General features: G+C 65.7%; 26 protein-coding genes and 1 riboswitch. Of the genes, 6 read left to right on the forward strand and 20 right to left on the reverse strand.

What is annotated here, in order from left to right; all coding sequences use genetic code 11:
• Window positions 1-27 precede the first annotated feature (27 nt).
• From L6D77_RS05385 to cobO, 10 genes are all read right to left on the reverse strand, one after another.
• Complete coding sequence (locus L6D77_RS05385) at window positions 28-765, reverse strand: adenosylcobinamide-GDP ribazoletransferase (protein ID WP_232882389.1); 738 nt, start codon at window positions 763-765, stop codon at window positions 28-30.
• A gap of 1 nt (window position 766) precedes the next feature.
• The gene (cobC, locus tag L6D77_RS05390) at window positions 767-1,336 is read right to left on the reverse strand and encodes an alpha-ribazole phosphatase family protein (RefSeq protein WP_232882390.1); all 570 of its coding nucleotides are present in this window, start codon (window positions 1,334-1,336) and stop codon (window positions 767-769) included.
• Window positions 1,333-2,388: a nicotinate-nucleotide--dimethylbenzimidazole phosphoribosyltransferase gene (cobT, locus tag L6D77_RS05395; RefSeq protein ID WP_236170021.1), complete on the reverse strand. Its 1,056-nt coding sequence runs from the start codon at window positions 2,386-2,388 to the stop codon at window positions 1,333-1,335. The genes cobC and cobT overlap by 4 nt, the downstream gene beginning before the upstream one ends.
• A 103-nt stretch (window positions 2,389-2,491) precedes the next feature.
• On the reverse strand, window positions 2,492-3,013 hold the full coding sequence (cobU, locus tag L6D77_RS05400; RefSeq protein WP_232882392.1) for a bifunctional adenosylcobinamide kinase/adenosylcobinamide-phosphate guanylyltransferase: 522 nt from the start codon (window positions 3,011-3,013) through the stop codon (window positions 2,492-2,494).
• Complete coding sequence (locus tag L6D77_RS05405) at window positions 3,006-4,469, reverse strand: cobyric acid synthase (protein ID WP_232882393.1); 1,464 nt, start codon at window positions 4,467-4,469, stop codon at window positions 3,006-3,008. The genes cobU and L6D77_RS05405 overlap by 8 nt, the downstream gene beginning before the upstream one ends.
• The gene (cobD, locus tag L6D77_RS05410) at window positions 4,466-5,458 is read right to left on the reverse strand and encodes a threonine-phosphate decarboxylase CobD (protein WP_232882394.1); all 993 of its coding nucleotides are present in this window, start codon (window positions 5,456-5,458) and stop codon (window positions 4,466-4,468) included. Before cobD ends, L6D77_RS05405 begins: the two co-directional genes overlap by 4 nt.
• Window positions 5,451-6,359 carry an adenosylcobinamide-phosphate synthase CbiB gene (gene cbiB / locus L6D77_RS05415; RefSeq protein WP_232882395.1) on the reverse strand — a complete coding sequence of 303 codons (909 nt, stop codon included), beginning with the start codon at window positions 6,357-6,359 and terminating at the stop codon, window positions 5,451-5,453. The genes cobD and cbiB overlap by 8 nt, the downstream gene beginning before the upstream one ends.
• A complete protein-coding gene (gene bluB / locus L6D77_RS05420; protein WP_232882396.1) occupies window positions 6,356-7,006 on the reverse strand; it encodes a 5,6-dimethylbenzimidazole synthase in 651 nt (216 codons plus the stop codon). Before bluB ends, cbiB begins: the two co-directional genes overlap by 4 nt.
• A complete protein-coding gene (locus tag L6D77_RS05425) occupies window positions 7,003-8,298 on the reverse strand; it encodes a cobyrinic acid a,c-diamide synthase CobB (RefSeq protein ID WP_232882397.1) in 1,296 nt (431 codons plus the stop codon). Before L6D77_RS05425 ends, bluB begins: the two co-directional genes overlap by 4 nt.
• Entirely contained in the window at window positions 8,295-8,906 is a 612-nt protein-coding gene (cobO, locus tag L6D77_RS05430) for a cob(I)yrinic acid a,c-diamide adenosyltransferase (RefSeq protein WP_232882398.1), read from the reverse strand. Before cobO ends, L6D77_RS05425 begins: the two co-directional genes overlap by 4 nt.
• A gap of 113 nt (window positions 8,907-9,019) precedes the next feature.
• A riboswitch (cobalamin riboswitch) is annotated at window positions 9,020-9,241 on the reverse strand.
• Window positions 9,242-9,392: 151 nt separating this feature from the next.
• On the opposite strand from cobO, the gene L6D77_RS05435 reads away from it, so the two are divergent.
• Complete coding sequence (locus tag L6D77_RS05435) at window positions 9,393-9,971, forward strand: hypothetical protein (RefSeq protein WP_232882399.1); 579 nt, start codon at window positions 9,393-9,395, stop codon at window positions 9,969-9,971.
• 79 nt (window positions 9,972-10,050) lie between these two features.
• Window positions 10,051-12,594, forward strand: coding sequence for a dermonecrotic toxin domain-containing protein (locus L6D77_RS05440; protein WP_236170022.1), 2,544 nt, complete (start codon window positions 10,051-10,053; stop codon window positions 12,592-12,594).
• A gap of 7 nt (window positions 12,595-12,601) precedes the next feature.
• On the opposite strand, the gene L6D77_RS05445 is transcribed toward L6D77_RS05440, so the two are convergent.
• The 5 genes from L6D77_RS05445 to L6D77_RS05465 all read right to left on the reverse strand — a co-directional run bounded on the left by L6D77_RS05445 (window position 12,602) and on the right by L6D77_RS05465 (window position 17,058).
• Window positions 12,602-13,135 carry a C40 family peptidase gene (locus L6D77_RS05445; RefSeq protein WP_232882401.1) on the reverse strand — a complete coding sequence of 178 codons (534 nt, stop codon included), beginning with the start codon at window positions 13,133-13,135 and terminating at the stop codon, window positions 12,602-12,604.
• Window positions 13,136-13,281: 146 nt separating this feature from the next.
• Window positions 13,282-13,914 carry a C40 family peptidase gene (locus tag L6D77_RS05450; protein WP_232882402.1) on the reverse strand — a complete coding sequence of 211 codons (633 nt, stop codon included), beginning with the start codon at window positions 13,912-13,914 and terminating at the stop codon, window positions 13,282-13,284.
• Between the two features lie 127 nt (window positions 13,915-14,041).
• On the reverse strand, window positions 14,042-14,746 hold the full coding sequence (gene hda, locus L6D77_RS05455; RefSeq protein ID WP_110993035.1) for a DnaA regulatory inactivator Hda: 705 nt from the start codon (window positions 14,744-14,746) through the stop codon (window positions 14,042-14,044).
• Window positions 14,747-14,925: 179 nt separating this feature from the next.
• Window positions 14,926-15,999 carry an AI-2E family transporter gene (locus L6D77_RS05460; RefSeq protein WP_236170023.1) on the reverse strand — a complete coding sequence of 358 codons (1,074 nt, stop codon included), beginning with the start codon at window positions 15,997-15,999 and terminating at the stop codon, window positions 14,926-14,928.
• A gap of 12 nt (window positions 16,000-16,011) precedes the next feature.
• On the reverse strand, window positions 16,012-17,058 hold the full coding sequence (locus L6D77_RS05465) for a DUF2066 domain-containing protein (RefSeq protein ID WP_232882404.1): 1,047 nt from the start codon (window positions 17,056-17,058) through the stop codon (window positions 16,012-16,014).
• A gap of 341 nt (window positions 17,059-17,399) precedes the next feature.
• Here L6D77_RS05465 and purM point away from each other — a divergent pair, with 341 nt between their 5' ends.
• The 4 genes from purM (at window position 17,400) to L6D77_RS05485 (ending at window position 20,330) form a co-directional block, all read left to right on the forward strand.
• On the forward strand, window positions 17,400-18,458 hold the full coding sequence (gene purM, locus L6D77_RS05470) for a phosphoribosylformylglycinamidine cyclo-ligase (protein ID WP_232882405.1): 1,059 nt from the start codon (window positions 17,400-17,402) through the stop codon (window positions 18,456-18,458).
• Window positions 18,458-19,111, forward strand: coding sequence for a phosphoribosylglycinamide formyltransferase (gene purN, locus L6D77_RS05475; RefSeq protein WP_232882406.1), 654 nt, complete (start codon window positions 18,458-18,460; stop codon window positions 19,109-19,111). Before purM ends, purN begins: the two co-directional genes overlap by 1 nt.
• Window positions 19,112-19,119: 8 nt before the next feature.
• Window positions 19,120-19,830: a DUF3108 domain-containing protein gene (locus L6D77_RS05480; protein WP_232882407.1), complete on the forward strand. Its 711-nt coding sequence runs from the start codon at window positions 19,120-19,122 to the stop codon at window positions 19,828-19,830.
• Between the two features lie 317 nt (window positions 19,831-20,147).
• Window positions 20,148-20,330 (forward strand): hypothetical protein, encoded by a 183-nt coding sequence (locus L6D77_RS05485; protein ID WP_110993029.1) that lies wholly within the window; start codon window positions 20,148-20,150, stop codon window positions 20,328-20,330.
• Between the two features lie 46 nt (window positions 20,331-20,376).
• Here the strand turns inward: L6D77_RS05485 and L6D77_RS05490 are convergent, their stop codons facing one another.
• The 5 genes from L6D77_RS05490 to cysM form a co-directional block, all read right to left on the reverse strand.
• The gene (locus L6D77_RS05490) at window positions 20,377-20,916 is read right to left on the reverse strand and encodes a DUF2058 domain-containing protein (protein ID WP_232882408.1); all 540 of its coding nucleotides are present in this window, start codon (window positions 20,914-20,916) and stop codon (window positions 20,377-20,379) included.
• Between the two features lie 28 nt (window positions 20,917-20,944).
• Complete coding sequence (gene mazG, locus L6D77_RS05495) at window positions 20,945-21,778, reverse strand: nucleoside triphosphate pyrophosphohydrolase (RefSeq protein ID WP_232882409.1); 834 nt, start codon at window positions 21,776-21,778, stop codon at window positions 20,945-20,947.
• A gap of 105 nt (window positions 21,779-21,883) precedes the next feature.
• Window positions 21,884-24,124, reverse strand: a complete 2,241-nt coding sequence (gene relA / locus L6D77_RS05500; protein ID WP_110993026.1) for a GTP diphosphokinase — start codon at window positions 24,122-24,124, stop codon at window positions 21,884-21,886.
• A 99-nt stretch (window positions 24,125-24,223) separates the two neighbouring features.
• Window positions 24,224-25,582, reverse strand: coding sequence for a 23S rRNA (uracil(1939)-C(5))-methyltransferase RlmD (rlmD, locus tag L6D77_RS05505; RefSeq protein WP_232882410.1), 1,359 nt, complete (start codon window positions 25,580-25,582; stop codon window positions 24,224-24,226).
• Window positions 25,582-26,481, reverse strand: coding sequence for a cysteine synthase CysM (gene cysM / locus L6D77_RS05510; RefSeq protein ID WP_232882411.1), 900 nt, complete (start codon window positions 26,479-26,481; stop codon window positions 25,582-25,584). The genes rlmD and cysM overlap by 1 nt, the downstream gene beginning before the upstream one ends.
• Window positions 26,482-26,501: the final 20 nt, after the last annotated feature.

Consider the following 26,501-nt stretch of genomic DNA (forward strand, 5'->3'; position numbering starts at 1 on the left):
ATGAGGCCAGCGCTGGCAATCGAACAATCAGCCGGCCAATACCGCCAGCGCAACCACCACGGCCAGTTCCAGCAGTTCCAGCAATGCCCCCGCGGTATCTCCGGTAGTACCGCCGAGGCGCTTGCACATCAACCGGCGCAGCCCGCCAAACACCAGCAACGCCAGCCCGAGCGCCCACAGCACCGACCAGCCTCCGAGCGCCACGCTTGCCAGCGCACTCCCCAGCAGAGCCCATCCTGCAGCCTGGCGCGGCAAGTGTTCGGCCAACGCCGCCCCCAGCCCACCGGCCCGCACATAAGGCGTCGTCAGGAACAGCCCGAGCATCGCCGCCCGCCCGACCACCGGCGCCAGCACCAGCAAACCACCCGCCCCACGCTCGACCAGCACCCACAGCGCGCAGAACTTCAACAGCAGCACCAGTACCAGGGTGACCACGGCAATCGGCCCGCTGCGCGGGTCTTTCATGATCTGCAGGGTGCGCTCGCGATCGCCGAAGCCGCCCAGCCAGGCATCGGCGCTGTCGGCCAGGCCATCAAGGTGCAGGGCACCGCTGAGCAGCACCCACAACGCCAGCAACAGCGCCGCCTGCAAGGGCGCCGCCACGCCCTGCAGCAGGTGGCTGGCCAGCCACAGCAGCAGGCCGAACAGCAAGCCGACCACGGGATAGAACAGCAGCGAACGGCCCATCTGCGCAGGCGTCGGCATACCCGGCAGGCTTACCGGCAGGCTGCTGAGAAACTGCAGGGCAATCCAGAATGGCAGCATCTCAGTCGACCTCACGCAAATGGCCATCGCGGCTGGCCTCAAGACGCATCAACGCCCCATGCCCAACCTCGACTTGCAGCAACTGCTCACGCGGCAGGCCACGCGCCCTTGCCAGCAACAGGCGCATCACCCCGCCATGGGTGACCAGCAGCACGCGCTTGCCGGCATGCGCGCGGGCCAGGCGTTCAACCGCTGCCACGACCCGCTCGGCAAACGCCAGCACTGGCTCGCCGGCCGGCGGTGTGAAGGCGTAGGGGTCATTCCAGAACTGGCCCAGGGCATCGGCTTCGGTCTGCATGATCTGCGCCGCGCTACGCCCTTCCCAGTCGCCGAAGTGCAGCTCGCGCACATCCGCCTCACGCTGCACCGGCAAGCCCAGGCGCGCGCCCAGCTCGTCGGCGAACAGCGCGCAGCGTTGCAGCGGTGAGCTGACCACGACGTCCCAGGGGCCGGCCTGCGCCACGGCCTGGCGCATCTGTGCCCAGCCGGTGGCGGTCAGTGCGTCGTCCAGGCTGCCACGCAGGCCGCCACCCAGTTCGGTCTCGCCGTGGCGCAGCAGGTCGAGGATCATGCCGGGCGGTCCGCCACCGCCGCTTCGGCGAAGGTCGCCATCTGCCCGTGCAGGGCGCAGGCCAGGCGCAGCAGCGGCACCGCCAGCGCCGCACCGCTGCCTTCACCCAGGCGCAGGCCCAGGGCCAGCAGCGGCTCGGCCTGCAACGCGGCCAGCAGCGCCTTGTGGCCCGGCTCGGCGCCCTGGTGGGCGAACAGCAGCCAAGGGCGGCATTGCGGGTTGAGGCGTACCGCCACCAGGGCGGCGACGCTGCAGATGAAACCATCGACCAACACCGCCACGCCGTGCTGGGCGCAGGCCAGGTAGGCGCCGGCCAGCGCGGCGATCTCGAAACCACCGACACAGGCCAGGGCCTGCAGCGGTTGGTCGGCGCGCAACCCGTGCAGCACCAGCGCCGCCTCGATCACCTCGGCCTTGTGCCGCACACCGGCGCTGTCCAGGCCAGTGCCCGGCCCGCTCAGTTCGCGCGCCGGGCAACTCAGCAAGGTGCTGGCCAGGGCCGCTGCCGCGGTAGTGTTGCCAATGCCCATCTCGCCGCCGATGAACAGCTGGGCGCCGTCCTCGACCGCCCGCAGGGCACTGTCACGGCCGGCCTGCAAGGCTGCGGCCAGCTGGGTGTCGGTCATCGCCGGCTGGCGGGCGAAGTTGGCTGTGCCCGCGCCCAGGCGCAGGTGGTGTACGCCAGGCAGTTCGAGGGACGAATCGATGGTGCCGAGGTCGACCACCTCAAGGCGTGCATCCAGTTGGCGCGCCAACACGCTGATCGCCGCGCCGCCGCCGACAAAGTTGCGCAGCATCTGCCCGGTCACTGCTTGCGGGTAGGCAGATATACCCTCCTCCACCACACCGTGGTCGCCGGCGAAGATACTGATCGCGACCTTGTCCACGCCAGGCCGCTCGCGGCCCTGCATGCCGGCCAGATGAATCGCCAGGCCTTCAAGCTGGCCGAGGGAACCGGCGGGTTTGGTCAGCTGCTGCTGACGGGCGCGGGCCTGGTCCATGGCGGCGGTGTCGAGGGGTTGGCAGGCGTCACGCCACCACATCTGGGTCATAGAGCGGGTCCTTTGGTAAAGGCGAGGAAAGTCGGGGCCGCGTTGCGGTCCTTTCGCGGCGCAAGGCCGCTCCTACAGAGGGTTGCGTGAGGCATGGCCCGCGTCAAAGCGCGGGTCCTTTGAGCATGAAAGGGAGGCCGGCCACGGTCAGCACCACGCGTTGGCAGCGCTCGGCCACGGCCTGGTGCAACAGCCCGGCGTGGTCGACGTAGCGGCGGGTCAGTTCGCCCATGGGCACCACGCCCAGGCCGGTTTCGTTGCTGACCAGGATGATCGTGCCCGGCAATTGCTCAAGGCACGCCAGCAGCGCGTCGCGCTCCTGCACCAGGCGCTGTTCGTCGTCGAGCATCAGCAGGTTGGTCAGCCACAGCGTCAGGCAGTCCACCAGCAGGCAGTGCCCTGCGTCGGCTTCGGCGCGCAGTGTCCTGGCCAGGGCCAGGGGTTCTTCGATCAGCCCCCAGTCGGCCGGGCGGCGTTCACGGTGCAGGCGCACCCGTTCGTTCATCTCGCCGTCCAGCGGCTCGCTGGTGGCGATGTAGGTCACCGGCAGGCCGCTGGCGCTGGCCAGTTGCTCGGCCAGGCGGCTCTTGCCCGAGCGGGCGCCGCCGAGGATCAGGTTACGCATGGGCAGTGATTCCACACAGCTGGCGCAGGTGCGCGGTGTCCAGGTGCTGCTCGACCAGGTCGGCCAGGCGCTCGATATCGCGCTCGCGCAGGGCCTCGTAGTCGATGGCCTGTACATCGGCGAGCCCGGCCCAGCGCAGCAGCGCCGCGCACGACTGGCTGCCTTCGAACAGGCCGTGCAGGTAGGTGGCGAGGATCTGCCCGTCGGCGCTGATGGCGCCGTCGCAGCGGCCGTCGTGCAGCTGCACGGCCGGATGCTCCAGGGCCGGGCCACGGGTAACGCCGGCATGGATCTCGTAGCCCGCTATCGGCGACTGCTCAAGCCGCAGTGTGCCGCCGACGTTGCGCAGTTGCTTCTCGGCCTCCAGCACGGTCTCGTAATCCAACAGGCCAAGCCCGACACTGGAGCCGGCCGGGCCTTCCAGCCCGAGTGGATCGTGGACCTCGCGGCCCAGCATCTGCAAACCGCCGCAGATGCCGATCAGCTTGCCGCCGTAGCGCAAATGCCGGGCGATGGCCGTGTCCCAGCCACGCGCACGCAACTGCGCCAGGTCGCCGCGCACGCTCTTGGAGCCGGGCAGGATGATCAGGTCGGCGGGCGGGATCGGCTGGCCCGGGCCGATGAATTGCAGATCGACCTGCGGGTGCAGGCGCAGTGGGTCGAAATCGGTGTGGTTGCTGATGCGCGGCAGCACCGGCACGATCACCTTGAGCAGCCGTTCGCCTTTGACCGCCTGGCGCACGTCGATGCCGTCCTCGGCCTCCAGGTGCAGGTCGGTGACATAGGGCAGCACGCCCAGCACCGGTTTGCCGGTGCGCTGCTCCAGCCAGTCCAGGCCCGGTTGCAGCAAGGCGATATCGCCACGGAAACGGTTGATGACGAAGCCTTTGACCCGCGCCTGCTCGCTCGGCGAGAGCAGCTCCAGGGTGCCCACCAGGTGGGCGAACACCCCGCCACGGTTGATATCGGCCACCAGGATTACCGGGCAGTCGACCGCCTCGGCAAAGCCCATGTTGGCGATATCGCCGGCACGCAGGTTGATCTCGGCAGGGGAGCCTGCGCCTTCGACCATCACCACTTGATAGGCTTGCTCGAGCCGCTCATGGGAGGCCAGCACCGCCTGCATGGCGATGGCTTTGTAGCCGTGGTAGGCCACGGCATTCATGCTGGTGACGGCGCGCCCATGGATGATCACCTGGGCACCGGTGTCGCTGTTGGGCTTGAGCAGCACCGGGTTCATGTCGGTGTGCGGCGCCAGCCGGCAGGCCTGGGCCTGTACCGCCTGGGCACGGCCGATCTCGCCACCGTCGGCGGTCACTGCGCTGTTGAGCGCCATGTTCTGCGGTTTGAACGGCACCACTGCAACGCCTTGGCGCAGCAGCCAGCGGCACAGGGCGGTAACCAGCGTGCTCTTGCCGGCATCGGAGGTGGTGCCTTGCACCATCAGGGTGGTCATGCCGATTCCTTTAGATAATCCAGCAGCGCCTCGCGCAGGCGCTGCTCTTGTGCGGCGTTGGCCGGCAGGCCGAAACGCAGCGCCGCCGGGTGCTCGAACAGGCGCACGAGGATGCCGCGCCGGGCGAGGAATTCATGCAGCTGTGCGGCACGCTCGGTGGCCACGTACTGGAACAGGTCGCAGCCCCCCGTCGGCGCCAGGCCGGCTTCGGCCAACAGGGCCACCAGCCGAGCGCTGGCCCCGGCACAGCGGTCGATCTGCATCAGGTGGGCCAGCTCATCGGCCAGGCATACCTTGCCCAGCACCCGGGTCGGACCGCTCACCGTCCACGGCCCCAGCAGCTCGGCCAGCGCCTGCAGCAGTGCCGGTTGAGCCATCACGAAGCCCAGCCGCACCCCTGCCAGGCCGAAGAACTTGCCGAACGAGCGCAACACGATCAGCCCTGGCCGATCGACATGGCCGCACAGGCTGAGCCCCGGGGTGTTGTCGATGAACGCTTCGTCGACCACCAGCCAGCCGCCCCGCGCAGCCAGCCGGGCATGCCAGGCCAACAGGCGCTCACGGGGGATCAGCCGGCCGGTGGGGTTGTTGGGGTTGACCAGCACCAGCACGTCGAGGCTGTCGATAGCTGCCTCGACCTGGTCGTCACCCAGCTCGACCAAGGTATGCCCGGCACGCTGCCAGGCATGCGGATGCTCGGCATAACAGGGTGTCAGCACCCCGACCCGCCCAGGCGCGCGCAGCTGCGGCAGGGCCTGGATCGCCGCCTGAGAGCCGGCCACGGCCAATAACAGACTGGCGTGATAGTAGGTGCGCGCCGCCTGCTCCAGGCCGTCCTCGGTTTCCGGCAGTCGCGCCCAGGCCTCCTGGGGGATCGACGGCACCGGGTATGGCCAGGGTGCGATGCCACTGGACAGGTCGAGCCAACGCTCGCGGGCAATCCCGTACTGCACTACCGCCCGCAGCAGGCGGCCACCGTGTTCAAGCATTCAGGTAACTCCCCAGGCAGATCACCAGCAACCATAGCCACACCCCGCGCTGCACCAGGCTCCAGCCACGCTCGATGGCGTCGGCGTCGGCCATCGGCCCCTCGCCCAGGCGCGGCCGCTCGTGCAGCTCGCCGTGGTACACCGCAGGGCCTCCCAGCTCAACACCCAGCGCACCGGCGCCGCTGGCCATCACCGGGCCTGCGTTGGGGCTGTCCCACAGCGGCCCCTGCTGGCGCCAGCAGCGCAGCGCCAGGCGGGTCTTGCCGAGCACGGCGTAGGTCAGCGCCACCAGGCGCGCGGGAATGTAGTTGAGCACATCGTCGATGCGCGCCGCGCACCAGCCGAAGCGCTCGAAGCGTTCGTTGCGATAGCCCCACATGGCATCGAGGGTATTGCTCAGGCGATACAGCACCACACCCGGCGCACCGGCCACGGCAAACCAGAACAACGCGGCGAACACCGCATCGCTGCCGTTTTCCAGCACCGACTCGGTAGCCGCCCGGGCCACGGCGGGCTCGTCCAGCTCGCGGGTTTCACGGCTGACCAGGTAACCGACCCGGCGCCGCGCTTCGTCCAGGTCACCCTGGCGCAGCGCCTGGGCCACCGGCAGCACATGCTCGCCGAGGCTGCGCAGGCCCAGCGCGCAGTACAGCGCCAGCACATCGACGATCCAGCCAACGTAAGGTAGCCAGGACAGGATCAGCGCCAGCAGGGTCAGTGGCACCACGGCCAGGAACCAGGCGCTGACACCATGGCTGCGCCAACCACGGCCACCGGCATTCAGGCGCCGCTCCAGGTTCGCCGCCAGGTTGCCGAAGCCCACCAGCGGGTGCCGGCGTTGCGGCTCGCCAAGCAAGGCATCCAGGGCCACGCCCGCGACAGTCAGCAAGGCCACGCTCATGGCCGGTCTCCCCAATGGTTTTCGTACAGCATTTCACTCAGCGGCCGTGGCTCGGCCCAGTTTTGCAGCGCCAGCATCGGCGCCGGGTAGAACTCGGTCACCGGCCCCAGGCACAGCACCGCCACCGGCTTGGCTCCGGCGGGCATGCCCAGCAGCTCGGCCAGCGCCTGTGGCTCGAACAGCGACACCCAGCCCATGCCCAGGCCCTCGGCACGCGCCGCCAACCAGAGGTTCTGGATAGCGCAGGCCAGCGACGCCAGGTCCATTTCCGGCAGGGTGCGACGGCCGAAAATGTGCGGTTCGCGGTTGTCCATCAACGCCGCTACCCACAGTTCGGCGCAGTCGTTGATGCCCTCGACCTTGAGCTTCATGAATTCGTCGGAGCGCTCGTTCAGGGCGTCGGCGGTGCGCACCCGCTCCTCCTCCACCAGCGCCTGGATGCGCGTGCGCAGTTCAGCCTGGGTGATACGGATGAAACGCCATGGCTGCATCAGGCCCACGCTGGGCGCCTGGTGCGCGGCGGCCAGCAGGCGCCCGAGCAGTGCCGGCGCCACCTCGCCACCGGCGAAATGGCGCATGTCGCGGCGCTCGCCGATGGCCCGGTAGACGGCCGCGCGCTCGGCGTCGCTGTAGGCGTGGCCGCTCATGGTCGCAGCAGCGCCGCCGCCGCGTCGGGGTTGGAAGGGAAATAGAAGTGCACGTAGGAGGCGGTCAGCCGCCCGATGCGGTACACCGCTTCGTTGCCACGGCCACCGTTGGGGCTCAGGCCGCGGGCGATCGGCTCCAGCGCGGTGCTGGTCAGCGAGTGGTGGTAGGTGTGCCCGCGCAGGGTGCCTTCCGGCAGCTCAACCGCCTGCAAGGCCAGGGCAGCCAGGCGTTTCTGCATGGTCGCCTCACCCGGCAGCAAGCCGAGCAGTGCGGCGCGTTCGCCGGCCACGTCGGTCAGGGCATCGAGCAGGTAGAGCATGCCGCCGCACTCGGCCAGCAAGGGCTTGCCCTGGGCGTGGTGGGCGCGGATCGCCTCCAGCATCGGCGCGTTGGCGGCCAATGCAGGGTGATGAAGCTCCGGGTAGCCACCGGGCAGGTACAGGCTATGCACGGTGGGCAATTCGCGGTCATGCAGCGGCGAGAAGAACTCCAGGTGCGCACCGAGGTTGCGCAGCAGCTCCAGGTTGGCGCCGTAGGTGAAGGCAAAGGCTTCGTCACGGGCTACGCCGATGCGTACGCCGGAGAGTGTCTTCGACAGGTCGACAGGCGCCGGCGCGGCAAAACTGACCGGTGGCGGCAACGCCGCATCGCAACTGGCGGCGAGTGCTTCGGCGGCGGCGTCCAGGCGTGCATCCAGATCGTTCAGTTCGCTGGCCTGGACCAACCCGAGGTGGCGGCTGGGCAGCTCGATGCCGCGCTCGCGGGACAGCCCGCCATACCAGCGCAGGCCTTCGGTCAGGCTGCCTTCGAGCAGCTGCGCATGGCGCAGGGTGCCGACACGATTGGCCAGCACGCCGGCAAACGGCAGGTCCGGCTGGTAGCGCGCCAGGCCCAGGGCCAGGGCGCCAAAGGTCTGGGCCATGGCCGTGCCGTCGATCACCGCCAGCACCGGCACGCCGAAGTGGCGCGCCAGGTCCGCACTCGACGGCGTGCCGTCGAACAGCCCCATCACCCCTTCGATCAGGATCAGGTCGGCATCAGCGGCCGCTTCCCAGAGCAGGCGGCGGCTCTCGTCGGCACCAATCATCCACAGGTCCAGCTGGTACACCGGCGCACCGCTGGCGCGCTCGAGGATCATCGGGTCGAGGAAGTCCGGGCCGCACTTGAACACCCGCACCTTGCGCCCGAGGTTGCGGTGCAGGCGCGCCAGGGCGGCGGTGACGGTGGTCTTGCCCTGGCCGGAGGCTGGCGCGGCGATCAGCACCGCCGGGCACTGGCGTGGCTCACTCACAGTTCAACGCCCTTCTGCGCGCGGATACCGGCCTGGAACGCATGCTTGAGCATGCCCATCTCGGTGACGGTGTCGGCCAGTTCGACCATCTCGGGCTTGGCCGCACGGCCAGTGACAATCACGTGCTGCATCGGCGGGCGGGCCTGGATGTCGCTGAGCACCTGGTCGAGGTCAAGGTAGCCGTGCTTGAGGGCGATGTTCAGTTCATCGAGCACGACGAACTGGATCGACGGGTCCTGCAGCAACTGGCGCGACACGGCCCAGGCGGCTTCGGCGGCAGCGATGTCGCGCTGGCGGTCCTGGGTTTCCCAGGTGAAGCCCTCGCCCATCACGTGGTAGCTCACCTGCTCGGGGAAGCGCCGGAAGAACAGCTCCTCGCCGGTGCTGTTGCGGCCCTTGATGAACTGCACCACGCCGCACTGCATGCCGTGGCCCATGGCCCGGGCGAGCATGCCGAAGGCCGAGCTGCTCTTGCCCTTGCCGTTGCCGGTGAGTACCAGCAGCAGGCCGCATTCGTTAGGGGCGTTGGCGATGCGCTCGTCGATGAGCGCCTTCTTGCGCTGCATGCGCGCCAGGTGGCGTTCGTCGCGTTCGGGGGATTCGCTCATCAGGGTTCTCCGCAGCTGTCACCGCCAGGCGACAGGTAAAAGGCGGGCAGACGGAGAACGCGCAGGGGCCGTGGCACGAAAGACCACATCGCACTGCGCATCACCCTCCGTGATGCCGTTGGCAGTTACAGGCCGGTCTCCGGGCTTGTGAGCGGGCCATGGGCCCTGTGCCTGCGCACCTTCCCGGGTGTTTGCACCCAGTGGTTCTGCGCGGTTTCTACTCACTTACCGTTGCGGGGGCAGCGCCGGAATCGCACCTTGTCGGCGCCCACCGGCTTCCCAGTTTCACCCTGCCGAACCACAGTCCGCAGGGCACCTGAAACACGCCGCGAAGGTTAGAGGGTTGCACCATGAGCGTCAATCGAACACGGGCCGATCTGGCCTGGATCAATGGCCAATCCGTCGGCTTGTGCCACACTCATGACAGTGATATCACTTAGCCATCAATCTCGCTGACCTCAATGACAATGACAAGGAGCGCCCAGCATGCAAGGCCTGATCATCAACAACACCCACTTCGAGTTCCTGCGCCCGGCGCTGGAGCGCTGGGTTGACTGCATCGACCGCTTCAACCAGCTGCAAGGGGACGCTGATGCGCCCTACTGGCATGGCAGCGCCGCCAACGTCGGCATGCTCGCGGCAGCGGCCTGGCAGGGCGAACTGGTGGCACTGCAGCAGTACCAGAGCAAGAAGCAACGTGACGAGGGTGAGCGCGAGGGGCGTTGCGACCTGTCGATCAGCAACGCCGAAGCCTCCCTGCACCTGCATGCCGGCCAGCGCTGGCCACGTATCGCCCGCCTCGACCTGGCCTCGGCCCTGCAGGAAACCGCCGCCCAGGCCAAACACATCGGCTATGCCAGCCAGCTCAAGGCGGGTGCGCTGTTCGTCACGCCCTGGAAAGCCGGCCAGCACGCCAGCCCCGAGGAGTTGCAGGACCTGGTTGACGACCTGCAGAAACACACCGCCTGCGCCATCGCCTGGTACTTCCCCTATGCCTACCGCAAGCTGCACAACGACCTGGGGCAGTACTTCCCCGGCGTGGCACTGCTGCTCAAGCAAGCCTGAGGGCAGGTGCCAGATAGCTACCGCCGCCCCGCCGCCTCCCTGACGACAATGGCCACTCCATCCCCTGAAGGAGCTGGCCATGACCGCCCTGCTGGACAAGTTTCAAAGCACCCTGGACGCCCTTGAGCTGGCCGGGCCGTTCGTACGCCTGGTCGATGATTTCGTTCGAGACTTCCCCGACCCTTTTGCACTGGCAAACGGGCACGCGGCACGCATCGTGCGCACCTATGAGGGCAAGTCGCTGGACCCGCGGTTTTTCTGGTGGCACCAGTTCAATACCACCAGCAGCAGCTCCCGCACCTTCACCGGCTGGCAGCACAGCGGCCCACCACAGAAGTCGATGACCTTGACGCAGCTGGTGGTGCAGCGTTTCGACCTGCGCTTCCAGGAGGCCAGCGATGAACTGAGCCAGTTGGGCGGGTTCTACCGGGACGGCCCCCAGGCCCGCATGTTCGACGAGCGCAACGAGCAGCGGCTGCTGGGGGCCGATGTTCTAAGTGAGCTCTGGACACTGGATTTCGGCGCGGCCTATCGCCACGATGTCGAGCGCTTCTGGCGGGGTAGCGGCCGGCACTTCAAAGTGCTGGCCAGGCTCAACCTGCTGGGCCACGCTTGCACCGCCGAACGTGCGGGGCGGATCGACAGTGCCGACCTTGCCGCGATACGGGAAATGCTAGGAGTATCGGGCAACGTCCTCACGCTTGCCGAGCTGCAGCACGATGCGCCCGCTAGCGCACTCACCGTGAGCCGCTATGACGCCGGGCACGGCAGCCGGCCGTGGCTGTACAGTCTGGCGGCGAGCAGTGGACGGGTGCTGGCCTACCTGCCGTGGTGCGCAGAGCCGCTGCGCGCATTCGATTCGACGCGACACATGGCCGGCTGGCTGCGCACGCAGTTGCAGGACCCGACGCAACTGGCGGCCTTTGCCCAAGCGGCGCAAAGCGACCTGGCCGACAACGCCCAGGCGCAATTGCTGTATCGCACCTTCAGCAGCATCAGGGACAGTCGCTCCGACGAAGCGGTCGAAGTGTTGCTGGGTTTCATCCGTCGGCAGCTGCCGGGTAATTTCTTCGTCTACCTTGCCGAACAGGCCAGGGCAGAAATGCAGCGCAATGCTTCGGCAATGCTGAACAACAGCGCGCTGCGCAAGGCCCTGTGGAGCGGTTATCTGGCGGCGTTCCTCGGCGTTTTTGGCAGCTTCGCACCGCTGGGCTGGCCAATGACCCTGCTACTGCTCGGGGCTGGCCTGACCAAACTGGCGCTGGATGTGGACGCAGCGGCCAGCGCGGTCGACAAGGCGGCGCGCCAGGACGCGTTGCGCGAAGCCATGATCGACAGCCTGTGCGCGGCATTCAGCCTGGTCGACCTGAGTTTTCATGGCAATTTCGCGTCACTCGACTACCAGGCGCCCGCCCACGAGCTGGACACCACCCTGAACACATGGGCGCCGCACCCGGCTCCGGGTACGGTACTGGAGGGCCTGGAGAGCAACCAGCTGGCGATCGGCGAGCTGGGCGTGGCTGGCACGCTGCAAGGCGTGAGCCTGTATGACGATGGCAGTTGCCGGATCAGCCTGGACGGGACGGTCTATCGGGTGCGCTACAGCCGCGAACTGTCGACCTGGTTGATTGTGACGGAGGACAATCCTTACGCATTTGCACCGCTGCGCCCGGTGCGCCTGAACGCGTCCGGCCAATGGGAGCTGCTGGATCGCCCGGGGCTGATCGGCGGCGCCCCGCCCACCGTAGCCGGCGTGGCCGACGTACCCTCGGCGTTCTGGGACCAATACATGGTCGCCGACCAGGGTAAAAGCACAGCGCTGTCGGTACGCGCCAGGCTTCGGCAGAAAAATTTGCTCGCTGACCTGCCCGTGCTGGCCAAGGATCAGTTACCGCAAGCGGATGAACATGGCATCTACTGCATCAAGGTCGATGGCAACCCGACCTATTCGTACCTGCACCAAGGCGACGGCTATCACAACGAGTTGATCGAGTACTTCACCGACGAAGACTCGCAGGTCAACCGAGTGTTCCGCCAGGGCACCTACGACCATGACGATGTCGACAACTACATTGCCAGGCTCGCCGATTCGCTCGAGGCATTACCCAAGAGCAATGCGGTCACCCTGTACCGGGGCGGTAATGCCGCGCGCGGAACCAGTGGCGCCTTGTACCGCAATGGCCAGCTGAAAGTGGGCGATACGCTGATCAATACCGACCTGACCTCGTTCACCGAAAACCCCTATATCGTTCCCGGGTTCGCGGCCAGGGTCGCGGTGACGTCCGATCTGCCCTGGTTGTTCGATGACACCTCGGTGGTGTTCGAACTGCCGGCGGGGCACTACCAGGGAGGAACGCCAATCAGCGCCTTTTCCATGTATTGGGATGAAGCCGAAACGCTGTTCCTGCCCGGCCAGTACTTTCGTATCGAAAAGCTCGAGCAGGTCTACGGCGATGCCTACCGCTTCATTCACGTGACCCTCAGGCAGGTTGTCAGGCCAACTTCAGGGCCTTTATACGACCTGCGCACCGGTGCGCCGTACGATCGCGGGCTACTGCAGGCCCGGATCAGAACACCTGCACTGGCGCAGCGTTTCTTTCCGCTGGAGCCCACACAGGCGTGAAGCAGGCTCAGGGGTTCTGCGCCAAATGCCCGGGTGGCAACACCCGCTTGGCCTGCAGATAGGCCTTGGCCCAGTAGTTGCTGGAGAGGTAGTCCAGGCGCACCGTGCCGCCGGTGGACGGCGCATGGACGAAACGCCCTTCGCCGACATAGATACCAGCGTGGCTGACCTGTGCCCCGCCATTGGTGGCAAAGAACACCAGGTCGCCGGACTGCAAGGCATTGATGTCCACACTGGGCGCACGCATGACGATCATGTCGCGAGTGGTGCGTGGCAGGCTGATGCCCGCGGCATCACGGTACACATAGCCGATCAGACCGCTGCAATCGAACCCCGAATCAGGGGTGTTGCCGCCCCAACGATACGGCGTACCGACCAAACCGATCGCGCGGAACAGCACATCCTCTGCCGCGGGCGATGCCGCCGGTTGCGGGCTGAAGACCATGGGCTGCTTGACCGGCGCAGGGGCAGGTGCACGGCTGGAGCAGGCAGCAAGCAATGCCGCCAGGGAGAGAAATGCGAAGCGCGCCAACATCGCCATGATGCGAACGTCCTGTCAGGCAAACCTCGGCCGCGGCCGAAGATGGAAAGAGGTGAGAAATTAGATTAGACGCTTTCTGTAAATGCGCACGGCGGCGAGCTTTTCAGCTACGCCGCCGCGGCAGGGTACAGCATTTTGATATCAAATCAATTGCGCGAGATCGTGGTCGGTGCCATGGCCAGCGCGCGCTTGGCTTCGATGAAGGTCTTGCTCCAGTAGCGATCGCCCAGGCTGTCGATGCGCACACCACCGCTGCGGCGGCTGCTGGAGTGGATGAACTGGTTGTCGCCCAGGTAGATGCCGGCATGGCTGACGCGGCCGCGACCATTGGTGCTGAAGAACAGCAGGTCGCCTGGCTTGAGCTTGTTGCGCGCGACTTTGGGGGCGTCGACGTTGATCATCTCGCGGGTCGAGCGCGGCAGGTTCATGCCAGCTTCTTCGCGGAACAGATAACCAATGAAACCGCTGCAGTCAAAACCTTGCTCGGTGGTGCCGCCAAAGCGGTAGCGGGTACCGATCAGCGCCATGCCGCGCTCGAGGATACTGTCGGCCAGCACCGGGAGCTGATAAGGCTTGCTGTTGCTGGAGAAGGCATTCAGGTCATCTTCGCTGGCCAGCTCTTCCTCGGTGAATACGGAAGAAGCGGAAGCCTTGGCCTTGACCGATTGCTCGGCGGCCAGGCGATGATCCTGGGATTGAGTGGCCGGGCCATTAGCGGCGCAACCAAACAGAAAGGTGGCAAGTGCAAGTGGCACGAGGGGTGCGAAGCGCTTCAGCATGGGCACGACCGTGTCTGTAGTCCTTTAGAAGGGGGAAACTATGCCTTCTATCGGAACCATTTGCAAATTTTATCGAAAAACATGTGACTTTTCTGTTTTGACGCTCTGGCCCCGTGTTTTCAGGGCGTCACCAACCCAGGGTTTCCTTGAGGAACGGGATGGTCAGCTTGCGTTGCGCCTGCAACGAGGCCTGGTCTAGGCGTTCGAGCAGGTCGAACAGCGCGCTCATGCTGCGTGTGCCACGGGTGAGGATGAAGTGGCCGACCTCGTCGGTCAGGTGCAGGCCGCGCCGCGAGGCACGCAATTGCAGGGCACGCAGCTTGTCTTCATCGGACATGCCACGCATCTGGAAGATCAGCGCCAGGGTCAGGCGTGACTTGAGGTCCGCCAGCTTGATGGGCAGTTCGCGAGGGGAGCTGGACGCCGCCAGCAGCAAGCGCCGGCCACTGTCGCGCAGGCGGTTGAACAGGTGGAACATGGCCTCTTCCCAGTCTGCCTTGCCGGCGATCACATGCAGGTCGTCGATGCACACCAGTTCGTATTGTTCGAGGTGGTCGAGCAACTCGACGCCGCGCTCCAGCAGTTGCGCCAACGGCAGATAGACGGCGGGCTCGCCGCGCTGCTGGAACCGCTGGGTAGCGGCTTGCAGCAGGTGGGTGCGGCCAACGCCCTGTTTGCCCCACAGGTAAATGAGGCTCTCGGTCCAGCCGGCGTCGGCTTCGCATAGCCGCTCGACATAGCCCAATGCCGCGGCATTGGCGCCGGGGTAGTAGTTGATGAAGGTGGCGTCATCACGCAGACGCACACCCAGGGGCAACTGGATCGGTTTCATGCTCTCGGGCGGTCGCGTGGACCACAGGGGGCCTTTGGTGAAGAGTGTGCAAAGTCTATACCCGCAACGCGGGCGGCACAATCCGACAGGGGAAGAGCACAAGTAAAATCAAGCAGTTGCGATGTTCAACAGCCCCTGTGGGAGCGGCGGTTCGCCGCTCCCACGGTTGACGCGGTCACTTACAGGTCCGGATCAATCTCCCCGGCGTACATATCCGACTCCTTGTAAAGCTCATGCACGTGCCGCAGCAGCACCATGATCACCGCCGCCGCAGGCAGCGCCAACAACACCCCGGTAAAGCCGAACAACTCACCACCGGCGAGGATGGCGAAGATCACCGCCACCGGGTGCAGGCCGATCCGGTCGCCCACCAGCAGCGGCGTCAGCACCATCCCCTCGAGTGCCTGGCCAACCATGAACACCGCGACGATCCCCAGCATCGGATACAGCTCGCCGCTGAACTGGAACAAGCCGGCCACCAGTGCCGCGCCGATACCGATGATGAAGCCCATGTACGGGACGATCGCCGCCAGCCCCGCCAACATGCCGATCAGCAGGCCCAGCTCCAGCCCCACCAGCATCAGCCCGGTGGAATAGATGACGCCCAGTGCCAGCATCACCAGCAACTGGCCACGCACGAACGCCCCCAGCACCTCATGGCATTCACCGGCCAGCCCCACCACCTGCTCTTCGCGCTGGCGCGGCAACAGGCTGCGCAGCTTGGCCATCATCAGGTCCCAGTCACGCAGCAGGTAGAAGCCCACCACCGGGATCAGCACCAGGTTGGCCACCCAGCCGATCAGGGCCAGGCTCGACGCAGTGGCCTGGGACAGCAGTACACCGACGAGGTCGGTGGTCTGGCCCATGTGCTCGCCGATGGCGGATTTGATCTTGTCGAACTTCCAGAAGCCATCGGCCAGGCCCAGGCGGATTTGCACCCAGGGCAGGGCCACGTGCTGCAGCCAGTCGAGCATCTGCGGCGCCAGCTCGTACAAGCGCACCAGCTGCTTGGCCAGCATGGGGATCAGCACCAGCAGCAAAGCCATGAACACCAGGGTGAACAGGCTGAACACCACCACCACGCCCCAGGTTCGCGACAGCCCGGCTCGCTCGAGGCGGTCGACCAGCGGATCGGCCAGGTAGGCCAGCAGAATCCCTACCAGGAACGGCGAAAGAATGTTGTGCAGCAGATACAGCAGCACAGCGATCAGCAGGGCCGCGCCCAGCCCGATCCAACGACGCATATCGATCATGCTCAAGCCCCCTTACCAGCGAAAACGCAAGCCATCGAACGGCTTGGCTGCAGTGGCAGGGGGTGTCGTGCCTGGCTCGCCCTGGGCGGCAGGTGCCGGCGCGGCCTCGGCAGGCAACTCCTGCAACTTGGCCAAGCCCAGTTGCGCACGCAACTGCTCGCGGTTGCCGGTGACACCGTAAGTCAGGGTGCGACCTTCGGCCATCTGCAGACGGGCACCATAGGGCTCGAGCACGCGGCTCAATTCGGCATAGCGCTGCAGGTTCATGCCCTGCACCTGCACCTGAAGGTCACTGCTGGCCCCGGGGCGGGTGACATAGCGCGGCGCCAGGCGGTTGCTCACGGCCAGCAGCACGGCATCGGCCAAGGCGGCCTGGTCGGCACCTTCGGCGCTGCCCTGCTCGCGCTGGTCACCCAACCACAGCTGCCACTTGCCCTGCCACTTGCCGTCGGCCTCGTGCGCATGCACCGCCAGCAAGGCATTGGCGCCGTAACGCTCGGATGCCTCACGCAGCGGTGCCGGGTCATTGCCTTCAAGCTGCTTGGCGTTGGCCACCAGCTGCTCCTGCAAGTCGGCCAGCGGCAGGCGCAGCGGCAAGCCACGGTGCTGGGCGGCACGGCGCAGCGGTTCGGCGGCGGCCTGGCCATCACCCACCAGGTTGCTGCCCTCGGCACTGTCGTAAAGCCACCAGCCGAGGATAGACGGGCGATTGTTGCCCCACAGCGCCAGGCCCGCCTGGCGCAGCGCACGCTCAGTGCTGCCAGGGTCGAACTCGACCAGCAGCACCTCGGGCGGCCCGGCCTCGGTGCCCACCTGGTTGATGATTTGCTGCGGGTCCTTGCGCAGCGCGGCCAAGGCCGGGCTCTGCGCCGCCTTGGGGTCGCCGGTCAGGCGCAGCACCAGGGTATCCAGGGCCTTGCTGGTAGCCTGGGCGCGGGCGTCGCTGCCCTGCCCTTCGACAGGTTCGCGGACCTGATAAAGGCCGGTGACGGTTTCGGCCTGCGCTGCAGCGCCGACCAGCACCAGGCACCCGGCCGCGATGAAATTGAAAAGACGCATTGAGGATTCCTGTCCAGATGACCACGAGCGACGAGCCCGGACCTGCCGGTTGTGACCGCGCAACGCGGAAAAATGCTGCGCTGCCGCGGCCCTTTATGCCCGTCACGATGCCTATACCTTATACAGGCACCGGCGCGGCAACCAGTCGCGCACCGTGAAAGCGCTTTTTTGCCCAGATTTGAGGCCTGCCCGTCGGCCTGAGGATGGCCGCTTCGGGGCAACCCTGATAAAATCGCGCGCCTTCGCAGACCAGTGACGTACAGGCAGCCGCCGCTTCTGAAGCCGGCCTTGGCCGTCCCGGTCGTTTTCCAAGAATCCCTCCCTCTTAAAGGCCTGGATCAATGAGCAAGCAACCCTCCCTGAGCTACAAGGACGCCGGTGTAGACATCGACGCCGGCGAAGCACTGGTCGAACGCATCAAGGGCGTCGCCAAGCGCACCGCACGCCCTGAAGTCATGGGTGGCCTGGGCGGCTTCGGCGCCCTCTGCGAGATCCCGGCCGGCTACAAACAGCCGGTGCTGGTCTCCGGCACCGACGGTGTCGGCACCAAGCTGCGCCTGGCGCTGAACCTGAACAAGCACGACAGCATCGGCCAGGACCTGGTCGCCATGTGCGTCAACGACCTGGTGGTGTGCGGCGCCGAGCCGCTGTTCTTCCTCGACTACTACGCCACCGGCAAGCTCAACGTCGACGTGGCCGCCACCGTGGTCACTGGCATCGGCGCCGGTTGCGAACTGGCCGGCTGCTCGCTGGTCGGTGGTGAAACCGCCGAAATGCCAGGCATGTACGAAGGCGAAGACTACGACCTGGCCGGCTTCTGCGTTGGCGTGGTGGAAAAAGCCGAGATCATCGACGGCTCGAAAGTGGCCACCGGCGACGCCCTGCTCGCCCTGCCCTCCTCCGGCCCGCACTCCAACGGCTACTCGCTGATCCGCAAAATTCTGGAAGTGTCCGGCACCGACATCGAAAACACCCAGCTCGACGGCAAGCCGCTGACCGACCTGCTGATGGCGCCGACCCGCATCTACGTCAAGCCGCTGCTGCAGCTGATCAAGAACACCGGCGCGGTCAAGGCCATGGCCCACATCACCGGTGGCGGCCTGCTGGACAACATCCCGCGCGTACTGCCGAAAAACGCCCAGGCCGTGGTTGACGTGGCCAGCTGGCAGCGCCCGGCGGTGTTCGACTTCCTGCAGGAAAAAGGCAACGTCGACGAGCACGAGATGCACCGTGTGCTGAACTGCGGCGTAGGCATGGTCATCTGTGTCGCCCAGGATCAGGTCGAAGCCGCCCTGAACGAACTGCGCAAAGCGGGTGAGCAGCCTTGGGTGATCGGCCACATCGCCGAAGCCGCCGAAGGCGCCGCCCAGGTCGAGCTGCAGAACCTCAAGGCACACTGATGCCGAGCAAGACCTGCAACGTCGTGGTATTGCTGTCGGGCTCCGGCAGCAACCTGCAAGCGCTGATCGACAACACCAGCGCCAGTGACAGCCCGGTACGCATCCGCGCGGTGATTTCCAACCGCGCCGATGCCTACGGCCTGGAACGTGCCAAGGCAGCCGGCATCGACACCGCGCTGCTGGAACACCAGGGTTTCGACGGCCGCGAAGCCTTCGATGCGGCGCTGATGGCGCTGATCGACGGCTTCGAGCCCGACCTGGTGGTACTGGCCGGCTTCATGCGCATCCTGAGTGGCGGCTTCGTACGCCACTATCAAGGCCGCCTGCTCAACATACATCCGTCACTGTTGCCCAGGTATAAAGGCCTGCACACACACCGGCGTGCGCTGGAGGCCGGCGATGCCGAGCACGGCTGCAGCGTGCACTTCGTCACCGAGGAACTCGATGGCGGGCCTTTGGTCGTACAGGCTGTGGTTCCGGTTGCAACGGACGACACCGAGCAGACACTCGCCCAGCGCGTGCACCTGCAGGAACACCAGATCTACCCGCTGGCGGTGCGCTGGTTCGCCGAAGGACGCTTGCGTCTGGGCGAACAGGGTGCATTACTGGATGGCCAGCCGCTGGCGGCCAGCGGTCACTTGATTCGATCCTAGGAGAATTTATGCGTCGCGCCCTGCTCTTGGCTCTCGCCGTGCTCGCCCTGCCGCTCCAGGCAGCTGATCTGAAGCCTTTCGCAGCCAGCTACACGGCTGACTGGAAGCAACTGCCCATGAGCGGCACTGCCGAGCGCAGCCTGGTGAAGAACGCCAACGGTACCTGGGACCTTAACTTCAAGGCTTCCATGATGATCGCCAGCCTCACCGAGCAAAGCACCCTCAAGCTCGACAACGACACCCTGCTGCCGCAGAAGTACCACTTCGAGCGCGGCGGCCTGGGCAAGGCGAAGAAAGTCGATCTCACCTTCGACTGGACCGGCAAGAAGGTCACCGGCAGCGACCGTGGCGACGCGATCAGCCTGCCGCTCAACCGCGGCGTGCTGGACAAGTCGTCCTACCAGCTGGCACTGCAGCATGACGTGGCCGCCGGCAAGAAGAGCATGACCTACCAGGTGGTCGACGGTGACGAGATCGACACCTACGACTTCCGCGTGCTGGGCACCGAGAAAGTCACCATCAAGACCGGCCAGGTTGAAGCAGTCAAGGTCGAGCGCGTGCGCGACCCGAGCCAGAGCAAGCGCATTACCGAGCTGTGGTTCGCCAAGGACTGGGACTACCTGCTGGTGCAACTGCGCCAGGTCGAGACCGACGGCAAGGAGTACGTGATCGTGCTGCAGGATGGCACGGTCGATGGCAAGGCGGTCAAAGGCAACTGATCAGCGACGCCGGCAATAGCCGAAGCCCCGCCTTGTGCGGGGCTTTTCTTTGCAGCAGTCACTACCCTCCTGTAGGAGCGGCCTTGTTTCGCGAAAGGGCTGCGCAGCAGGCCCGGCAATCTTGTGGCCTGGGCAGACTCTGGGGCCGCTACGCGACCCTTTCGCGACACAAGGCCGCTCCTACAGGGGGCCGCGCACACCCTACTGCCTTCATGAAACTTGTTTCATCGCCGTTTAATTTACTTAGCCTGCTAACAAATTCTATAAAGAAGGCCTGCGACACAGTGCCGCAGCCCATCAAGCAGTGGAGTTTGACGATGACAGTTCAAGTAACCGAACGCGACGAATCGAAAATGTCCCACGAAGGCCTGGCCGCTGGCGTGCGGATCTGGGATGTGCACCAACAGGGCCAACTGGTCGGCATGTTCCACGAAGAACACCTGGCCCAGCAGTACCGCAGCGAACTGGAAGTCCTGGAAAACCAGCGCACGCCCCAGTGACACCGCCTTCAAACAAAAAACCCCGCCTAGGCGGGGTTTTTCATGCTTACCACATCAAATCGTCAGGGATCTTGTAGGCCGCGTACGGATCGTCCTCGTCCGCCTCCTCGACATGGGTGTTGAGCAGCAGGATACGCTGTGGGTCGCGCTCCTGGATTTTCACCGCCGCTTCACGCGGAATCACTTCGTAGCCGCCGGCATGGCCGACGATCGCCAGCGCACCGTTGCTCAGCTTGGTACGCATCAGGGCGTTGACGGCGATGCGCTTGACCTTCTTGTCATCGACGAAGTTGAAGTAATCCTCGGTGGTGAGCTTGGGCAGGCGCGTGGCTTCGATCAGCTGCTTGATCTGCGCGGCGCGGGCTTTCTGCTCGGCCTTCTCCTGGACCTGGCGGTTCAGCTCCTGGTCTTTTTTGGCCTTTTCGGCCAGGGCTTCCTTGGCCAGGCGTTGCTGGCTGTCGTCCACCTCGACCTGGCCTTTGTGCTCCAGGCGCTTCTGTTTTTTCTCAGCCTTGTTGGTCTGGGAAACCTGTTTCTGGTTGACCAGGCCGGCTTTGAGCAGCTGGTCGCGAAGGGAAAGGCTCATGGGTGTCTTTACTCACTTATGCATCGGCTCAGCCGCAGCTGGGCAGGTTCTTTTCCTGACGCTTGGCCTCGCCCCACAGGGCGTCCAGCTCGTCGAGGGTACGATCTTGGAGGTTCAGGCCCTGCTCGCGCAATGCCTGTTCGATAAAACGGAAACGCCGTTCGAATTTGCGGTTGGCGCGGCGCAGGGCGTTTTCCGGGTCGTGCTTGAGGTGCCGGGCCAGGTTGACGGTGGCGAACAGCAGATCGCCCAGCTCGTCCTCCAGCGCATCGCTGTCACCGTCGGCCATGGCCTGCAGCACTTCGTCGAGCTCTTCGCGCACCTTGTCCAGCACCGGCAGCGCATCAGGCCAGTCGAAACCGACCGTGGCCGCGCGCTTCTGCAGCTTGGCGGCGCGCGACAGTGCCGGCAGCGCCGCGGGCACGTCGTCAAGCAGCGACAACTGCTCGGGCTCGCTGTTTTCGGCGCGCTCTTCGGCCTTGATCTCTTCCCAGCGCGACTTGACCTGGGCTTCGCTCAACGAAGGCGTGTCGACCGGTGCATAGAGCTCGCCGGTGGGGAACACATGGGGGTGACGACGGATCAGCTTGCGGGTAATCGAGTCAACCACACCGGTGAACTCGAAACGCCCCTCTTCCCGCGCCAGCTGGCTGTAGTAGACCACCTGGAACAACAGGTCACCCAACTCACCCTGCAGGTGGGCGAAATCACCCCGCTCGATGGTGTCGGCGACTTCGTAGGCTTCTTCGATGGTGTGCTGGACGATGCTGGCGTAGTCCTGCTTGAGGTCCCACGGGCAACCATATTGCGGGTCGCGCAGCCGGGCCATCAGGTGAAGCAGGTCGTCGAGGGTGTAGGTCATGAATGGCTTTTCCTCAGCGAGGGCGTTGCCCTCGATCGCCGGCAAGCCGGCCCCCACAGGGAGCTGGCTTGCCGGCGATGGGCCGCACAGCGGCCCCGTTCAGTCTCAAGGGGTACGGTTACGCCGCGTCTCGATGATGTTCGGCAACTGCGAGATCCTGCCGAGCAAGCGCCCGAGGGCATCCAGGCCGGGGATCTCGATAGTCAGCGACATCAAAGCGGTGTTGTCTTCCTTGTTCGAGCGGGTGTTGACCGCCAGCACGTTGATCTTCTCGTTGAGCAGCACCTGCGACACGTCGCGCAGCAGCCCCGGGCGGTCGTAGGCACGGATGACGATGTCGACCGGGTAGGTCTGCACCGGGATCGGCCCCCAGCTGACCTGGATGATCCGCTCCGGCTCCTTGCCCGCCAGTTGCAGCACCGAGGCGCAGTCCTGGCGGTGGATGCTCACGCCGCGGCCCTGGGTGATGTAGCCGACGATGGCATCGCCCGGCAGCGGCTGGCAGCAACCGGCCATCTGCGTGAGCAGGTTGCCAACGCCCTGGATCTGGATGTCGTTGCGCTTGCCCGCGCGGATGCCCCGCGCCTGACGCGGCACCAGCTCGACCTGTTCGATGCGCTCGGGCTCGAGCAGCTGCTGGGCGGCGTTGACCATGTGCGCCAGGCGCAAGTCGCCGGCACCGAGGGCGGCGAACATGTCTTCGGCGGTCTTGACGTTGGCCTTCTCGGCAAGGCGTTCGAAGTCCACCTGGGGCAGGCCCAGCCGGCTCAGTTCGCGCTCGATCAGGGTCTTGCCGGCAGCGACGTTCTGGTCGCGGGCCTGCAGCTTGAACCAGTGGACGATCTTCGCCCGCGCCCGCGAGGTGGTCACATAGCCGAGGTTGGAGTTCAGCCAGTCGCGGCTCGGGTTGCCGTGCTTGCTGGTGATGATCTCCACCTGCTCGCCGGTCTGCAGGCTGTAGTTGAGCGGCACGATGCGGCCGTTGATCTTGGCGCCGCGGCAGTTGTGGCCGATTTCGGTGTGCACGCGGTAGGCGAAGTCCAGCGGCGTGGCGCCCTTGGGCAGGTCGATGGCATGGCCGTCGGGGGTGAACACGTAGACCCGGTCCGGCTCGATATCGACCCGCAGCTGCTCGGCCAGGCCGCCGATGTCACCCAGTTCTTCATGCCACTCGAGCACCTGGCGCAACCAGGAGATCTTCTCTTCGTAGTGGTTGGAGCTGGGCTTGACGTCGGTGCCCTTGTAGCGCCAATGCGCGCACACCCCCAGCTCGGCCTCTTCGTGCATGGCGTGGGTACGGATCTGCACTTCCAGCACCTTGCCCTCTGGGCCGATCACCGCGGTGTGCAGCGAGCGGTAGCCGTTTTCCTTGGGGTTGGCGATGTAGTCGTCGAACTCTTTGGGGATGTGCCGCCACAAGGTGTGCACGATGCCCAGCGCGGTGTAGCAGTCGCGCACTTCCGGCACCAGCACGCGCACCGCGCGCACGTCGTAGATCTGGCTGAACTCCAGGCCCTTGCGCTGCATCTTGCGCCAGATCGAATAGATGTGTTTCGCCCGGCCGCTGATGTCGGCGTTGACGCCGGTGGCCAGCAGCTCGTTCTGCAACTGGTTCATCACGTCGCTGATGAAGCGCTCGCGGTCCAACCGGCGCTCGTGCAGCAGCTTGGCGATCTGCTTGTACTGGTCGGGCTCAAGGTAGCGGAACGAGAGGTCTTCGAGTTCCCACTTGATATGGCCGATGCCCAACCGGTGGGCCAGCGGTGCATAGATATCGAACACCTCGCGGGCCACGCGCAGGCGTTTTTCATCGTCGGCGGACTTCACCGCACGAATGGCACAGGTGCGCTCGGCGAGCTTGATCAGCGCCACGCGAACGTCGTCGACCATGGCCACCAGCATCTTGCGCAGGTTCTCGACCTGCGCCTGCGAGCCCAGCACCAGCGACTGGCGTGGGCTGAGGCTGGCACTGATGGCCGCCATGCGCAGCACGCCATCGATCAGTTTGGACACCACCGGTCCAAAACGCTGGCCGACTTCGGCCACTGTCACCTTGCCTTCGCGCACCGAGCGGTAGATGACCGCCGCCATCAGCGAATCCTGGTCGAGCTTGAGGTCGGCGAGGATTTCGGCGATTTCCAGGCCCGCCTGGAAACTGGACGTGCCATCGGCCCAGGAATGCTTGGCCGGGTTGCCCTTTTTCTCGATTTCCTGGGCGAACTCACAGGCCTCTTTGAGCGCCGCGCGATCAAGCTGCGAATCGACGCTCACCACATGATCGAGCCATGCTTCGAGATTGATACTGCCGTCGTTGTTGACCGGCTGGTGCACTCTCACCTGTACCATCTTTGTTTTACCTTTCCATACAGCGCACCACACGGGTGCGCTGGTTATCACCTGTGCCGCCCACGTTCCCTGAGGGCCACACCAAGAAGACCAGGCTCGCTAGCCCACTTCGAATAACGCCATGGCCTCGACATGCGCCGTCTGAGGAAACATGTCGAGAATCCCGGCCCTTTTTAACCGGTACCCCTGCCCGACCAGCACCTGCGCATCTCGCGCCAGCGTGGCCGGGTTGCACGATACGTAGACCAGCCGTTTCGCGCCGAGCCGAGCGATGCCTTGCACCACTTCGTACGCACCGTCGCGCGGTGGATCCAAGAGTACCGCAGAAAAGCCCTCGGCGACCCATCCGGCGCCGGCCAAAGGCTGCGATAAATCGGCCTGAAAAAACCGTGCGTTATGCACATTGTTGCTGCGGGCATTGGCCTCGGCGCGCTCGACCATCGCCTGCACGCCTTCTACCGCTACCACTTCCCGCGCCTGACGGGCCAACGGCAGGGCGAAGTTGCCCAGGCCGCAGAACAGGTCCAGCACCCGTTCATCCGCCTGGGGCGCCAGCCAGGCCAGGGCCTGCTGGATCATCAGGGTGTTGACCTGGGCATTGACCTGGACGAAGTCACCCGGCCGCCAGGCCAACTGCAACCCCCAGGGTTCCAGGGCAAAGCCCAGCTCGACCGCGGCCTCCACTGGCGCCGGGTCGCCCTCACCCTGCAGCCACAACTGGGCGCCGGCTTCACGGCAGAACGCCTCGAGCCGCGCCAGGTCGTCAGCCGCAAGCGGCGCCACATGGCGTACCAGCAGCGCCTCGGCACTGCCGCTGAACAGCTCCACATGCCCCAGCGCCTGCGGCTTGCTCAAGCTGCGCAGCACGGTCGGCAAGTGGCGCAAGATCGACTGCAAGGGTTGTACCAGCACCGCGCAGTCGTCGATGGCGACGATGTCCTGGCTGGCCTCGGCACGAAACCCCACGTCCAGCTGACGAGCCTTGACGTCCCAGCGCACGGCCACCCGCGCCCGGCGTCGATAGCCGAACTCGGGCCCGCTCAGGGGCGCGGCCCACTCGTCCGGCTGGATGCCGGCGACACGCTGCAATTGTTCAGCGAGCGTGCGCTGCTTGAGCGCCAGCTGGCCGTCATGGGGCAGGTGCTGCAGGTTGCAGCCGCCGCAGCGCTGGTAATGTTTGCACGGCGCTTCGCGGCGCTCGGGGCTGCCCTGGAATACGCGCTCCAGGCGCGCCTCGACCACCTTGCCGCGGGCCGCGAGCACCCGTGCTTCGACCTCTTCGCTGCCCAGCGCACCGCTGACGAACCAGGTGCGCCCTTCGACGAAGGCGATCCCGCGACCATCACCGGCCAGGCGCTCGATCTTGAGGCGCTGCTTCTTGCCCACGGGCACCTGGGTGCTACGGTCGCCGCCGGCCGGCTGGAAGCGCAGGCCGCTGTTGCTTTTCTTTCTGGACATCAGTTGGTATCGAACAGGCCGGTGGAAAGGTAACGGTCGCCACGGTCGCAGATGATGGCAACCATCACTGCGTTCTCGACTTCACGGGACAGGCGCAGCATGGCCGCCACCGCACCACCGGAGGACACGCCGCAGAAGATGCCCTCTTCGCGGGCAAGGCGGCGGGTGGTCTCTTCGGCTTCCTGCTGCGACATGTCGACCACACGGTCGACCCGGGTAGCGTCGAAGATCTTCGGCAGGTATTCCTGGGGCCAGCGGCGGATGCCGGGGATGGCCGAACCTTCCATCGGTTGCAGGCCGATGATCTGCACCGCCGGGTTCTGCTCCTTCAGGTACTGCGAGCAGCCCATGATGGTGCCGGTGGTGCCCATGGAGCTGACGAAATGGGTGATGGTGCCCTCGGTCTGCCGCCAGATCTCCGGCCCGGTACTGTTGTAGTGGGCAATCGGGTTGTCGCCGTTGGCGAACTGGTCGAGCACCAGGCCACGGCCTTCGGCCTGCAGCTTTTCAGCCAGGTCGCGCGCGCCTTCCATGCCCTCTTCCTTGGTCACCAGGATCAGCTCGGCGCCATAGGCGGTCATGGCCGCCTTGCGTTCGGCGGTGGAGTTGTCCGGCATGATCAGGATCATCTTGTAACCCTTGATCGCCGCCGCCATGGCCAGGGCGATCCCGGTGTTGCCGGAAGTCGCTTCGATGAGGGTGTCGCCGGGCTTGATCTGATTGCGCAGTTCGGCGCGGGTGATCATCGACAACGCCGGGCGGTCCTTGACCGAACCTGCCGGGTTGTTGCCTTCGAGCTTGAGCAAAAGCGTGTTGCTGGTGGCCCCGGCGATGCGCTGCAGGCGAACCAGAGGCGTGTTGCCGACGCAATCGGCGATGGTTGGGTACTGCAGGGTCATGGGCGTTATCGCAATCCGGA

This window comes from Pseudomonas parasichuanensis, from assembly GCF_021601385.1.
Classification (GTDB): Bacteria; Pseudomonadota; Gammaproteobacteria; order Pseudomonadales; family Pseudomonadaceae; genus Aquipseudomonas; species Aquipseudomonas parasichuanensis.